This window comes from Paenibacillus anseongensis, assembly GCF_009757995.1.
GTDB lineage: Bacteria > Bacillota > Bacilli > Paenibacillales > NBRC-103111 > Paenibacillus_E > Paenibacillus_E chondroitinus.
The window spans coordinates 57,852-71,548 of the sequence record NZ_WSEM01000023.1 but is presented as its reverse complement, the minus strand read 5'-3'; the positions used below and the strand labels follow the sequence as shown (position 1 = coordinate 71,548).

Annotated in this window: 15 protein-coding genes; 10 read left to right on the top strand and 5 right to left on the bottom strand. The window is 45.8% G+C overall.

Going from position 1 to position 13,697, the window contains the following annotated elements; genetic code table 11:
• Positions 1–7 precede the first annotated feature (7 nt).
• The 3 genes from GON05_RS26610 to GON05_RS26600 all read right to left on the bottom strand — a co-directional run bounded on the left by GON05_RS26610 (position 8) and on the right by GON05_RS26600 (position 1,816).
• Entirely contained in the window at positions 8–610 is a 603-nt protein-coding gene (locus GON05_RS26610; protein WP_157323772.1) for a Crp/Fnr family transcriptional regulator, read from the bottom strand.
• Positions 611–895: 285 nt separating this feature from the next.
• Positions 896–1,507 carry a superoxide dismutase gene (locus tag GON05_RS26605; RefSeq protein WP_157323446.1) on the bottom strand — a complete coding sequence of 204 codons (612 nt, stop codon included), beginning with the start codon at positions 1,505–1,507 and terminating at the stop codon, positions 896–898.
• 87 nt (positions 1,508–1,594) lie between these two features.
• Entirely contained in the window at positions 1,595–1,816 is a 222-nt protein-coding gene (locus GON05_RS26600; RefSeq protein ID WP_246239483.1) for a hypothetical protein, read from the bottom strand.
• A 154-nt stretch (positions 1,817–1,970) separates the two neighbouring features.
• Here GON05_RS26600 and GON05_RS26595 point away from each other — a divergent pair, with 154 nt between their 5' ends.
• The 3 genes from GON05_RS26595 to GON05_RS26585 are packed head-to-tail and all read left to right on the top strand — an operon-like array spanning position 1,971 to position 5,754.
• Positions 1,971–3,527 (top strand): spore germination protein, encoded by a 1,557-nt coding sequence (locus tag GON05_RS26595; protein WP_157323768.1) that lies wholly within the window; start codon positions 1,971–1,973, stop codon positions 3,525–3,527.
• Complete coding sequence (locus GON05_RS26590; protein WP_157323444.1) at positions 3,527–4,636, top strand: GerAB/ArcD/ProY family transporter; 1,110 nt, start codon at positions 3,527–3,529, stop codon at positions 4,634–4,636. Before GON05_RS26595 ends, GON05_RS26590 begins: the two co-directional genes overlap by 1 nt.
• A complete protein-coding gene (locus tag GON05_RS26585; RefSeq protein WP_157323442.1) occupies positions 4,636–5,754 on the top strand; it encodes a Ger(x)C family spore germination protein in 1,119 nt (372 codons plus the stop codon). Before GON05_RS26590 ends, GON05_RS26585 begins: the two co-directional genes overlap by 1 nt.
• A gap of 42 nt (positions 5,755–5,796) precedes the next feature.
• Here GON05_RS26585 and GON05_RS26580 read toward each other — a convergent pair whose 3' ends face one another.
• Both GON05_RS26580 and GON05_RS26575 read right to left on the bottom strand, forming a co-directional pair.
• Positions 5,797–6,921: a PAS domain S-box protein gene (locus GON05_RS26580; RefSeq protein ID WP_157323440.1), complete on the bottom strand. Its 1,125-nt coding sequence runs from the start codon at positions 6,919–6,921 to the stop codon at positions 5,797–5,799.
• A gap of 18 nt (positions 6,922–6,939) precedes the next feature.
• Entirely contained in the window at positions 6,940–7,671 is a 732-nt protein-coding gene (locus tag GON05_RS26575) for a PAS domain S-box protein (protein ID WP_157323438.1), read from the bottom strand.
• A gap of 203 nt (positions 7,672–7,874) precedes the next feature.
• On the opposite strand from GON05_RS26575, the gene GON05_RS26570 reads away from it, so the two are divergent.
• From GON05_RS26570 to lepB, 7 genes are all read left to right on the top strand, one after another.
• Positions 7,875–9,245 carry a TrkH family potassium uptake protein gene (locus GON05_RS26570; RefSeq protein ID WP_397370775.1) on the top strand — a complete coding sequence of 457 codons (1,371 nt, stop codon included), beginning with the start codon at positions 7,875–7,877 and terminating at the stop codon, positions 9,243–9,245.
• 71 nt (positions 9,246–9,316) lie between these two features.
• Positions 9,317–9,811, top strand: coding sequence for a hypothetical protein (locus GON05_RS26565; RefSeq protein ID WP_157323436.1), 495 nt, complete (start codon positions 9,317–9,319; stop codon positions 9,809–9,811).
• Positions 9,783–10,304 carry a hypothetical protein gene (locus tag GON05_RS26560; RefSeq protein WP_221435266.1) on the top strand — a complete coding sequence of 174 codons (522 nt, stop codon included), beginning with the start codon at positions 9,783–9,785 and terminating at the stop codon, positions 10,302–10,304. The genes GON05_RS26565 and GON05_RS26560 overlap by 29 nt, the downstream gene beginning before the upstream one ends.
• Before the next feature lie 175 nt (positions 10,305–10,479).
• The gene (locus GON05_RS26555; RefSeq protein ID WP_157323432.1) at positions 10,480–11,682 is read left to right on the top strand and encodes an MFS transporter; all 1,203 of its coding nucleotides are present in this window, start codon (positions 10,480–10,482) and stop codon (positions 11,680–11,682) included.
• A gap of 248 nt (positions 11,683–11,930) precedes the next feature.
• Positions 11,931–12,362 (top strand): GNAT family N-acetyltransferase, encoded by a 432-nt coding sequence (locus GON05_RS26550; RefSeq protein WP_127455051.1) that lies wholly within the window; start codon positions 11,931–11,933, stop codon positions 12,360–12,362.
• Positions 12,363–12,504: 142 nt separating this feature from the next.
• Positions 12,505–13,059, top strand: a complete 555-nt coding sequence (locus GON05_RS26545) for a DUF402 domain-containing protein (RefSeq protein WP_157323431.1) — start codon at positions 12,505–12,507, stop codon at positions 13,057–13,059.
• A complete protein-coding gene (gene lepB, locus GON05_RS26540) occupies positions 13,060–13,665 on the top strand; it encodes a signal peptidase I (protein WP_127455055.1) in 606 nt (201 codons plus the stop codon).
• Positions 13,666–13,697: the final 32 nt, after the last annotated feature.

The following is a 13,697-nucleotide window of genomic DNA, read 5'->3' as shown; positions in this document are numbered from 1 at the left end:
ACGGATATTAGCGAATTTCGGCTTTAATCGCTTCCACATTTCTTAATGTGATTAACTTTTTATCAATTTGTATGAGGTCGTCGTCCTGGAGCTCTTGCAGCACCTTGGTAACGGACTCCCGTACAGTGCCCACCATATTGGCGAGCTGCTGATGCGTCAATTTGACATTAATCAGAAGACCGTCCTGTGCAGGGATGCCATGCTGCTCGGATAGGCGAATAATGGTTTTAATAATACGTGAGCGCACGCCAAGAAACGTTAGATCATAGATCTGGTCATTGGCCTGACGCAATCGGCCCATCGTTGTTTCCAAGAGCTTTAGGCATAGCCTAGGGCTCTTTTCCATGTATTGCACGAACGAAGTGCGTTTGAGCGCATAAAGTGTGCAGGCTTCCAGCGTCTCAGCGGTTGCCGATCGGGTAAGACCGGCGCTTATCAGAGACATCTCACCAAAAAAATCCCCGTCCCGAAACAAAGCCAGAATAATCTCCTTGGCTTCATCCAACCGATATATTTTGACGACACCCGATTTGATAAGGAATAACTCCTCGCCTGCATCGCCTTCCAAGAATAGAATGCTGCCCTTCTTCACTTTTTTTTCAATAAACAAAGGCGAGATGCCTAATAAATCAGCTTGTGAGAGTTCTTGGAAAAGAGGAACATTTTGAAGTAGGGGGACGATTGATTTCACAGGGCTCTCAACTCATTTCAGGATAATATTGGTTACCGTTATCGTACTACTTTCCCGAAAAACCGTAAACAATTTCCACCATTAATAGTCCCAAAGGAGGATGTCCGAGGATGTCACTAGGTCGCCACACAGGGGTCAAATAAAAAAAAGAGCTGCCCTCAAGTAGAAAAATCTACTCGATGGACAGCTCCTTGTATGGCTAGCTTATTTCGCAGCGTCGTAACGCTTGCCAACTTCAGCCCAGTTCACAACGTTCCAGAACGCTGCGATGTAGTCAGGGCGTTTGTTTTGGTAGTTCAGGTAGTAAGCGTGCTCCCAAACATCAAGACCAAGGATTGGCGTTTCGCCTTCCATGATCGGGCTGTCTTGGTTAGGCAAGCTGTATACTTTCAATTTGCCAGCTTTGTCAACAGCTAGGAAAGCCCAGCCGGAACCAAAGCGTGTTGTTGCTGCAGCAGCGAAGTCAGCTTTGAATTTGTCAAAACCGCCAAGCTCACTCTCGATAGCTGCTGCAAGCGCGCCAGTAGGTGCTCCGCCAGCGTTTGGTGCGATAACTTCCCAGAACAGGGAGTGGTTCGCGTGTCCGCCACCGTTGTTGCGAACAGCAGTGCGAATATCTTCAGGAAGGCTGTTCAGGTCAGCGATCAGGTCATTAAGGGATTTATCGTGCAGAGCAGGATGCTTGTCCAAAGCTGCATTCAAGTTCGTCACGTAAGCGTTATGGTGACGATCGTGGTGAATTTCCATCGTTTTTGCATCGATGTGTGGCTCAAGTGCATCGTTCGCATAAGGAAGAGCTGGTAGTTGATGTGCCATTGTATAAATACCTCCTAAAATTATGTAGATTCAACTTCTTCATTATGAAGGAATTTCGATAATAAAGCAACATCTATGTTTACTAAGTCAGACGCCGCGACGTTCGATTTCCTGAATGATTTGACTGTGGATATGGGTGCCCTGCTCATTAAGCCAAGGGGATAAGTCGCTCATTTGCCTGTGGCTGCTCTGGAGTTCAATCTCCGTCCATTCACTGGGCTTCATTGTGCTAAGTACCTGGAAGTCGCGGATTTTCCGCGGATATTCTGAATTGGATTCCTCGTGGGTAGACATGGTTTCACCTCGCATTCCTCCTATAACATCCGAAATTTTTCCACCTTTTATACATGCCTATTCGCAAAAAGCTGATTTTCACTGGCCCTGATAAAAAACCATGAATAATCCGTGGAAATTCAAGGGAAAATGAGACGACAAGATTGGATGAGGTAAGAGGGTGTACATGATGAGTTTTGTTCGCCGATTATTTCGCTGGACGAACCGGATATTCATTCAAGGGCCCGAACCGGGGCAGAACAATCATTTCACGCCAGGGAGCAATTCGCTGCATACGACTCTTACAGAGAATGTAAAGTTTCTGCAGGCACTTTTTAACAAAACACCAGATTTGGTCGTCCGTACCTTCACTTATAAACAAATGGATAGCCAAGCGGCACTTGTGTACCTGTCCGGACTTGTCGATAAAAATGCGATCAACAACAACGTCTTGCGCCAGCTCATGTTTCACCATGCGGATACAACAGAGGGTGAACTGCCTGTAACGCTTGGACTTATGAGCACGATAGCGACATGGGAGCAAATAGAGACTTCTATCTTGCACGGATATAGCGTCCTCTTCGTTGATGGGCTTCCACATGCCTATGCCATGGATACGCAGGGCTGGCCGCAAAGGGCGATTACAGATTCACAGATCGAGGCCTCATTAAAAGGAGCTCACCAAGGATTTGTCGAAACGGACGCTCAAAATATTGCGTTAATTCGCCGGTATATTAGCAGCACGGAGTTGAAAATCAAGGAGTATTATATAGGCCGAAGAGCGAGAATCAAGGTTTCCCTTTTATATTTGGAAGATGTTGCGTTGCCCGAACTTTTACAGGAACTGGAGAACAGGATTACGGGGTTAAATGTAGACTGCATATTAAATACAGGAGAACTTGCCGAACATATCGAGGATAACTCCTTCTCCTTGTTTCCGCAATTTATTACGACGGAACGGCCCGATACAGCGGCCTCCCAAATTTTGCAGGGAAGAATTTGCGTCGTGCTCGATCGTTCGTCCAGCGTGTTGATTGCACCTATGAATCTGGTGTCCTTTTTTCAAGGCATTGATGATTACAGCATGCGTTGGCCCGTGGCGACCTTCCTTCGGCTGCTGCGCATATTGGCCTGTTTTGTGGCCGCTTTCCTGCCGGGGATCTATATTGCCTGCATTTCCTTCAATCATGAAGTAATTCCTCTAGATCTTATTTTATCTATCGGTGAGTTTAGAGCTGTTGTTCCATATCCGCCGCTTATCGAAGCTTTAATCATGGAGATTATGCTCGAAATGCTTCGTGAAGCCGGCATTCGCTTGCCAGCTCCCGTAGGACAGACGGTAGGCATTGTAGGCGGGATCGTTATCGGGCAAGCGGCTGTTCAAGCGGGCATTGTCAGCAATCTTATGGTCGTAATCGTAGCCTCTACGGCGGTGGCTTCTTTCATCCTGCCCAACTATGACATGGCCTCGTCCATTCGGTTAATCCGGTTTCCTATGATGATTATTGCATCTATTTTCGGCATTGTCGGAATCGTAGCCGGGTACATGGTTTTGATTGCGCACCTCATTAATTTAAAGTCACTTGGCCAGTCCTACACCTCACCGCTTGCCCCCATACGCCCAGGGGATTGGAAAGATGGTTTTGTACGTCTGCCACTGTGGAAGATGATTATGCGCCCCCAAAGCGTTAGAACTCTTCAGAAAAAGAAGATGACCTCAAAACGGGCAGAAGGTGATGACAGCTAATGCCACAAACAGGGAATACCTATGAAAATAACAAAATCACGCGCTTACAGTTTATCTTTTTGATTCATGGGATGCAGGTAGGTGTAGGCGTGATAACGATGCCATCCACTTTGGCAGGAATTAGTGGGACGGATGGGTGGATCGCGATTTTTGGGGGCTGGGTATGTTCGGTTGTGGCGAGTCTGGCTATGATCCAAATCATGAAAAAATATCCTGGCGGGACCGTGATCCATCTGGTGAAGCATTACTTTGGCAAGTGGTCCGGTACCCTTTTGACCCTCGTTTTTGCTGTCTACATGATTCTGTTCGCCTATTTAATTTTTGACCGAATGGCTTTGATCATTAAAACTTGGATTATGCAGCAATCTTATACTTATGTGCTTATGTTGTTATTTGTTGTGCCGGCCTTTATGGTCGTAAAGGGAGGCGTTCGAAGTTTAGGACGCTTCGCAGAAGTCGTGATACTAAGCACTGTATGGATGCCGTTCATCCTGCTATATGTTTTTAAGGAAGCAAATTGGATAAACCTGCTTCCGGTTCTAAAAGAGGGTTGGATGCCAGTCTGGCATAGTGTAAGCTCAACGATCCTCTCTTTTTTGGGTTTTGAAGGCGTTCTGTTTTTTTACCCTTATTTGGAAAATAAGAAAACAGCTTCGGCCAACGTGGTAATCGCTAATACCCTAACTCTTGCGGTTTACTTGTTTGTGACGATTATTTGTTTTGTTGTCTTCAGCCCGGATGAAATCACTCAATATCAACTAGCACCACTTTCCGCTGCCAAAATCATTGAATATCGTTTCCTGGAGAGATTCGATATTATTTTTTTATCTGTGTATACACTCCTCATTTGCAAAACGTGGTTTCCTGCGCTTCATATTGCCGTGCAATGCACCGAGCAATTGATTGCAAAAGGGAAAACGAATGCACATATGATTGTTCTGTTGGCAGGGATGATCGCAATCACCTTCATTTGGGATCTGAGTTGGCATGAAAGTAAAGTTTGGATCGCGTATTTTAATCAGCTTGGAGTGGGTGTAGCGTACTTGCTTCCCTTTCTTATATGGGGACTCCTTATCATGAAGAATTGGATCGTGAGGTGGCGGAATTAATGCGGCGGGTTCGAAGAGTAATCCTGCTCCTTATTGTTGTGCTGTTGATACAACCAGGATGTGATGATCGGACTGACTTGGAAGACATCTCTCTTCTTCTTATGCTGGGTATTGATCTGGACAAGGACAATAATCTTGTATTCTATTCTTCAAGTCCTGTATTTAACAAGGAGGCAAAGGAAAAAAATGAGCAAAGCAAGGTGTATTCCCAGACGGTGAGAGGAGCAAGAAACGAATTGGATGCTCGTGTTTCAGCGCTAATAAGCTCCGGTAAAGTCCAAAGTATTCTTGTTGGATCACGTGTTCTAGAGCACGAGGGATGGCTTAAGATGCTGGACATTTGTTTCAGAGATTCCAAATCGAATATTTTGGCGAAGGTTATTGCTGTTGATGGTCCTGTCGAGGACATTATGTTCTTCAAGCCCTTGAATAAACGAAGGCTTCCACTGCATGTGGCTACGCTTATTGATACAGCAAAAGAAAGAAATCTGATCTCGGCGACAACGCTTCATAATCTGCACACCCAGATATATGAAAAGGGAATAACGCCATACTTGCCGCAATTACGCAAAAATGTAGAAATTGTCGCGACGGGGACTGCATTGCTGAATAAGAAAGGAAAATATGTAGCGAAGTTGAATACGAGAGAAAATCAACTTCTGTTATTGCTTCAAGGAGGCATAGAAGGAAGTCTTTCGTATTCTGTGCAATTGCCGGAAGAAAGCAAGGACGACCTTTTTTCCGAAGGAGTGGTCACTTTTTATATCATGCATTTCACAAGGAAAGTGAAGGTGACTTATTCACAAGATCAGTTTCATTTTGATGTCGCGTTAAATCTGCCTATTTTTATGACGGAAAAGTTATTCACTTTGGATGTAGATAAGGAAGGCAAGAAGCTGGAAGAGATGATTACGACTCAGTTGGACAAACAATTTAAGGAACTCATTGACAAGTTTCAGAAGCACGAGATTGACCCGATCGGTTTAGGCTTGTTCGCACGTGCTCATCAGTATGAAGCATGGAAGAAGGTGGACGATCGATGGGGCGAGGCGTTTGCCAAAGCGGAAGTAAATGTGCATGTAAATACGCAACTTAAGGACGCAGGGGAAGTAAGGTAGAGCAGAAATAGAGCCATCCTGCATGGGCAGAATGGCTCTATTTTAATTAAAGGTCGGAAGGTAAACCTCAACGGTTGTTCCTTCTTTATCTTTGCTGAACACGTTTATCGTTCCGTTATGGCTTTCAATAATCTTTTTGCTGACCATGAATCCAAGGCCTGTTCCTTTTTCCTTTGTTGTATAGAAAGGCTGTCCAAGCTTAGTTATAATGTCCTCGGGAATTCCGCAGCCTTGATCGATAAAGCGGAGAATCAGGCTGTTTTCGTTCTGTGTTTTCACTTGAATGAGAAGGGTTCCGCCAAGTGACATAGCCTCTATGCCGTTTTTAATGAAATTGATGCAAACCTGTTTTAACTGATTTTGATCGCACAAAATCGGGGGAAGATCGGGTTCGCATTCCGTGATAATTTCCACATTACTAAGAATCGCTTGTGATTCCAGCAACGTAGTTACTTGAGATAAAATGTTACGAATATCTTTACGATCCGAGTGGATCAGCTGAGGTTTAGCCAAAATCAGCAGCTCGCTGAGAATCATTTCGATGCGCTCAATTTCTGAGGACATAATCTCATAATACAATTTTTTCTCGGAAACGCCTGATTTCATAAGCTGAATGAAACCTTTAATCGCTGTGATCGGATTCCGGATCTCATGGGCGATCCCGGCAGCTAATTGACCGGCGATAGAAAGTTTTTCTGAATTAATGAGCATTTGCTCGGCTTGTTTCTTTTCTGTAATATCGTGACACGTGCCAGCGATGCCAATAATATGACCCGTCGTGTCATGAATAGGAGATAATGTTGTGCTCACATCAACGAGCGAGCCGTCTTTGCGCAATCTAACCGTTTCGAAACCGATCACCGATTGCCCGGATAGGACCTGATCGTGAAGTTCTCTTGTTTGCTGGGCGAGATTTGGTGGTGTGATGGGCAGCAATTGATGGATGATTTCCTCGGACTTCCACTGAAAAAGCTTGTCGAATGCGGCATTGGTTTCAACGACCTTCTCGTCACGGTCAATGACCCAAATCGCGTCCCCATTGTTTTTGATGAAGGATTCCAGTCTTTCCTTGGTCGCGCAGAGCTCATCTTCGGCCTGTTTGCGTTTTGTAATATCCCGGCCGACAGCGACGATTTTTTCGACCTCGCCTTCTTTATTGCGAATCATTTTGACCGTTGTTTCAAATCAAACGTAATGGCCCTCTTTATGGCGGATACGGCATATAAACATATTGACATCCGGATTATCGAGCAGACAGCGCTTACCCCAAGCAAGCAAATCATCCGGATGCCAGAGATCCATCATTTTGGTTCCTACGATTTCATCCATTTCATAACCTAGCAAGCTACGAACAGCCGGAGAAATATGACGGGTTACGCCCTCCGGTGAGGAAATGGAGATAATGTCCAAAACATGATCGGAAATCATACGATACAGCCCATGAATTTGTTCCAAATGTTTCGTCATGCTGATCTGATAGTGGACGTCTTTTTCATAGAGAAGGCGTTCTTTCTCGCGCAGCTCGTTTTCCGCTTGTTTTTGATTGCTGATATCGATAATTTGAGAGACGAAAAACGGATTGTGACTCTCCTCATCCTGAGCAAGAGATACAGCCAAGAGGCACCATACAGTATGGCCGTCCTTATGAATATACCTTTTTTCCATTTGATAGGAATCCCGTTTGCCAGTAAGCAGTTCAGTCATTAATTGCAGATCAAGGATCAAGTCCTCCGGATGGGTGATCTCCTGAAAAGTAAGGGAGGACAACTCCAACTCCGAATACCCCAATATGGTGCAAATAGCCGGATTAGCTTTGAGACAGCGTCCATTCAATGAAACAAGAACCATGCCGATCGGAGCATATTTGAAAGCTTGTATAAATAAAGATTCATTTATTAATCTTTGGTCTATGGACATGGACAAAACTACCTCCGCTAAGGGCTTAACTCAAGATTCCAACTGAAGTGTTCTACCAGAAAGGGGGTTATTCCTGCCTATACGGCATTTAAATTAGGCGGAAAGCCGCAGTGCTAGGCGATAATCTCTCTTAATCTGACAGTTCTTTACATTGCTTCTATCAAATTATACAATTGTCGCAAACTCATTATAGGTATGGAGGTATGGGGTTGCTCGCAATGATACATAATTCGAAAAAGAGATTCCGCTTAAGTCCTCCCCAAGTGCTCGCTATCGGGTTTATTTTGATCATTATCGCGGGATCGATTCTGCTGTCTTTGCCCATTTCCATAGCGGGGGAGGGCCAAATGACATGGACCGATGCCCTATTTATGGCGACCTCCGCCACTTGCGTAACAGGGTTATCCGTGATTAATACAGGCGCGCATTTATCAACCTTTGGGGAAATTGTACTTATTTTTCTTGTCCAAATCGGCGGTCTTGGTTTCATGACCATGTCCACACTTATTGCCCTCGTTCTGCGGCGGCGCATCTCCTTCCAGGAGCGTCTTATCCTGCAGGAGGCGATGAATCATGAGTCTACGGAAGGAATCGTTCGGCTTGTTCGAAAAGTCTTGATTTACGCGCTCTACATTGAGCTGGCCGGCGCCGTGTTATACGCAATCCGTTGGTCGTTTGAGATGCCTATCGGCCAAGCCGTATACTTTGGCATATTTCACAGCATCTCGATATTCAACAATGCCGGGTTCGATCTATTTGGCAGCATGCCTGACCGGCCGGGAAGTTTGATGCATTATGTCGAAGATCCCTTCGTGAACATCGTCTCTATGCTTCTAGTCATTTTAGGTGGAATTGGGTTTATCGTGATTTCCGATTTGCTAACGTATCCAAAGAATAAAAAGCTTACCCTGCACAGCAAGGTGGTGCTCAGCGCTTCTGCGGCGCTCATCTTCATCGGGGCTCTCGTCATTCTTATCTTCGAGTTCACGAATACGCATACGCTGCAGCCGCTTTCCGCGATGGGTAAGCTGCTCAGCTCGCTGCTGCAGTCCGTTTCATCGCGTTCAGCAGGCATTAACACCATCGATATTCCATCGATGCGGCAGGCGACGCAGTTCTTCATCATTATTATGATGTTTATCGGAGCTTCGCCCGGCTCCTCCGGAGGGGGCATCAAGGTGACGACCTTCGTCATCCTTGTCGGTGCGGTGATCGCCATGATGCGGGGCCAAGAGGAAATCGTGCTGTTCCGCCGCCGCATTTCGAAAGATCGGATTTATAAGGCGATTACGTTCACGCTGCTTTCTTTTTCATTGATTGTCATTGCCACCATTGTTCTGACCATAACAGAGAGCTATCCGTTTCTTGGCGTATTGTTTGAGGTCACATCGGCGTATGCCACAGCAGGGATGTCGATGGGATTATCCTCACAGCTGACGGAATTCGGCAAAGTCTTTCTTGTTATACTGATGTTCATTGGACGGCTTGGCCCCGTTACACTCGCTTACATTTTGATTCCGCTGCCGGAGAAAGAACATTTCCGCTACCCGGAAGGAAAGATCACGATAGGATAGCTTATTGCATACGGAGCCTTCAACGGGGAATAGTAAGGTAAAACTTTTCCCGATTGGAGGTTTTTTCTATCGTGTTTTTATTAAATGTTTGCACGACCTTGATTGCTGTTGGCGCAGTGGTTTCCTTGGGCAAAATGCCAAAGCTGTTTGACCGTTTCGAAAAATGGGTGTACTACATGGTCATCTTAATTGCGATTGAACAGCTGCATTCAGCGATTGTCGATAATTTCAAATTGATACAATTTGCAGAGTCGTTCTGGGCCTTTTACTTTTATAAGCTCAATCAAATCCTTATTTTCCCGATTGGCACCCTGTGGCTGCTCGTTCCTATTTTTCAAGCCAATACACGGTTTCTGATCAAAATCCTCTATATAGGCATCTGGTTTTCAGCCTTAACCGGTTCTTATCACTTATTTCAGTTCTTTGGTATTCTGACCTTAACGGGGTGGAATATCGGTTATTCCATGGTCATCTGGTATACCGCCTTGCTCGAGTTAACCTGTTTCTGTTTAGTTTTCAGAAAAATGCTTGGAAAGTGTGATGGCCATGATCCTCTACCCACCTGAACACTTTGATATCAATGAGTGGTTTACTTTGATTTCGCTCGCTGTCATCGTAACCTTCGCATTTCTGCTGCCCAAACGTTTCTCTCCCGTTGCGATTACCGTGTATACCGTGTTCACCGTTTTTATCTCACAGTCAGTTGATTCATTGATTGCCGTCAAACCTTTCGATATGTATGATGTCAGTGATAGTTCCAAGTATGAGGTGATGGACATTGTCATTTATTATCTTAACTATCCTCCGTATACCTACATCTTTTTGTATTTTTATGATAAATGGCAATTAAAAGGCATAGTCCGAATCCTTTATGTGGGCTTATTCTCGGGGGTATCCGTGTTTTTTGAATGGTTAGCCTGCCTTTGTCACGTCTTTACGTTTAATGGATGGAAGCTGTGGTATTCACCATTTGTTTATCTTGTCGTGTTTACGCTGTACATCATTGTTCATCATGCGACAGAGAAAGTATTGAGAGGATATGCAGCAAGGAGCCACTGAAAATATAATGCCTGACGGTGTCTAAACCGTTAGGCTTTTTATGTTCTTGATTTAAAATTTCTAATATCGGGAGAAAGATGATAAAATAAGGTTATCGTTTCGCGGTTATCGGGAGAGAGAAAGAGAAATGAACGAGCACTTATGTGCAGAAAGAAGCATTAGGAGGGGAAATGACATGGAATTTTCTTGGAAGCGAAATCTGGTTACATTATGGATCGGCGTTTTTTTCTGCGGGATGGCCTACACCATATCGGTTCCATTCTTGCCGATATTCCTGCACACGGAGCTTGGGATTGATAAAGGGCTCGAAGCATGGTCGGGTATCACATTTGGCATTACTTTTCTAGCCAGCGCTTTAATTGCACCCTACTGGGGATCGCTTGCTGACAAATATGGTCGCAAACCGATGCTCATTCGTTCAGGGTTCAGTTTAAGCGTTCTTTATTTTGCGACGTTTTTCGTACATGATCCGTATCTGTTCTTAGTTGTACGCATCATGCAGGGGCTGCTTGCCGGCTTCGTTCCGGCGTCCATTGCGCTGGTTGCCACGAACACTCCGGAGAAAGAAGTCGGTTATGCCCTTGGCGTCATGTCTACCGCAGGAGCCGCAGGAAGCGTGATCGGCCCGCTGGTTGGCGGTTTTGTCAGCCATTGGGTAGGGAACAGGGAGTCCTTTCTGGTCTCCGGCTGTGTCGTCTTGGTGGCGGCTTTCATCGGCCTATTCGGGGCCAAGGAAAAAAACTTCAACCGCTCCGCCGTGCGTTCCAGCGTTTGGGATGACTTGAAATCGGCTGCGCACAACCGATCCTTCATGATGATCCTTGGCGTCACTATGCTGGTGGCTACCTCGGTCATGATTGTTGAGCCGCTGCTTACCATCTATGTGCTCCAAATGGGGGGCACCCAAAGCTCGGCGTCGCTAAGCTCAGGCATCATCTTCTCAGCGGTTGGCGTAGCCACTGTCATAGCCGCGCCTCGATGGGGCAAGCTTGGGCAAAAGATCAGCTACTCCAAAACGTTGTTCATCGGGCTGTTAGGCGGAGGCATAGGCAATCTGCTGCAGCTGGGCACTCATCATTTGCTGGCGTTCGGCATATTGAGGTTTAGTTACGGGCTGTTCTTCGCAGCCGTCTATCCGGCGTTAAATGCTTTGATTGTGAAATTTACGGATCCCGGCTTTCGGGGCAGGGCCTTCAGCTTGAACCAATCCGCTACACAGCTTGGGACGATGAGCGGTCCGATCATCGGCGGCTTCTTGGGCGGCTGGATCGGAATTCCTCTCGTTTTTGCCATCAATGGGCTTGCCCTGATTGGTGTGGCATTTTTCTACAAATATCGCGGTCCGCAAGCGGTAGTGAAAGAGTCGCAAGCTACCTAGCAGCTAATATCGATGCCTGACGGAATTTCATCCGTCAGGCTTTTATTTGTTGCGGCTGGCGGAATGCTTAACGCGCAATTTGTTGAAAACGCTTGCATTTAAGCGCTTTCAAGAGGTTTTTAGAAAAAAACAAAGATTTTTGTGAATTTTAACACATTTTCAGCAGGATTCCGTCCTTTTTTGTCGTATTTACTAAATTACCATAAAATTAATCCTAGAAAATGAATAGGGGATTGGGAGAGAACCGTATGCATGTTCGTTCATTTCAGCTTGGTGATACGTCTTCGGTGACATCACTTTTACAGGATGTTTTGTCGGAAATCTGCTATGAGGAAACGATGGAAGCATTTGCTCGTCAACTTTCTTGGGATACGGAGCTTGTGCTGGTTGCACAAGAAGAATCAGAAATCGTGGGCGTGATTATTGGCACCATCGATAACAACAATGGCTATTACTATCGGATTGCAGTTGCCACAGAGTATCAGCGTAAAGGTATCGGAAAAGCTTTGATCGAAGCGATGAAAATGAGGTTCCTCCAACGGAACGTGAACAAAATTATGGTAACGGTAGACGTCCATAATGAAGTCGTACTCCCTGTGTATGAGTCGGCGGGTTATAGTACATCTGATTTTTCGCGTGCTGCGCATCGTTTGAGCATTGTGAAGAAAGTCAGCGTGTAGTCACGGCAGTGACGAGAGTGAAATTGAACAGATTTGAAGCTAGAGAAGCATATCTGTGCCGCCATTGCATTTGGGGGTCAGATATGCTTTTCTATATAATAGGGGAACTTATCGGCAGCTATCAATAGAGGAGCTTTGAGACATGGATAATTTCGCGCCGTATGTGATAAAAAGCTTCAAACATGACGGACATTTACACCGGATGTGGCTCACGAATTGGCGAGTGCCGCCGCACGTCATGCATGCCGACCATCTCCAGCAAGACATGATGGTGTTTATTAACAGCCAGACGAAGATTCAGGAAGCTGACGGGAAGGAATGGGTCAGCCGTATTCCGGGCGTTTCTTTTTTTATTCCCAAGCAATGGTTTAATATTGTTGCCCTTATTGAAGATACTGGAGTCAGATATTATTGCAACGTAGCGTCTCCTATGTATGTGACGGGGCAGGTGCTTACTTATATCGACTACGACCTTGATGTCATTCGAATGCCGGATCGTTCCGTGCATATTGTAGATGAAGATGAATATGAACGTCATAAACTGAATTATCACTATTCAACACTTGTTGAGTCAAAAGTGAAGGATGGGCTTGCCGCCATTTTGGAACTGGCCAGTACGGACAAGCCGCCATTTCAAGATGACTTGGTCATGCATTATTACGAGCAGTGGGAAAAGCAAAAGAACGGAGGAGCATGAATGAGCTTCTTTGTAGGCCGTAATGAATCCAATCAAGCAGCTTCACAGTCCAGGAATGTCAAACAGACAGAGGTAAAGAGCCTTACCCATGAGCTGTGGGATTGGACGAAATCCATCCTCGTAGCTCTTCTTGTCGTTATTCTTGTGCATCAATTCGGATTTAACTTGTCCACGGTTCGGGGACATTCGATGGATCCAACACTGCAAGAGGGAGAATGGCTGTTTGTGAACAAGGCGATTACGTACTTCAAATCGCCTAAACGCGGTGAAATCGTCATCCTGAAGGAGACGGAGGAGTATGCCTTTACCCACCATCCTTTTTTGGTGAAAAGGGTGGTAGCCGTTGGAGGCGACGAGGTGAAAGGCCGAGGCGGCGCTTTGTATGTGAACGGCGAGAAAGTCGACGAGCCGTATACCGACTCGCCCATCGAGGACGGCGATTTCGGCCCGATGCAGATCGGGGAGGGCCGCGTCTTCGTGATGGGCGATAACCGCCATGCGGCGGCGAGTGCGGACAGCCGCAGGTTCGGGGAAGTTCCGGCCAGCCTGATTCAAGGCCGGGCCGAGTATGTGCTGTGGCCATTCTCAATGGCCGCAGACCTGTAAGGTAAATACGAACAGATGAAAGAGGTGAGGGT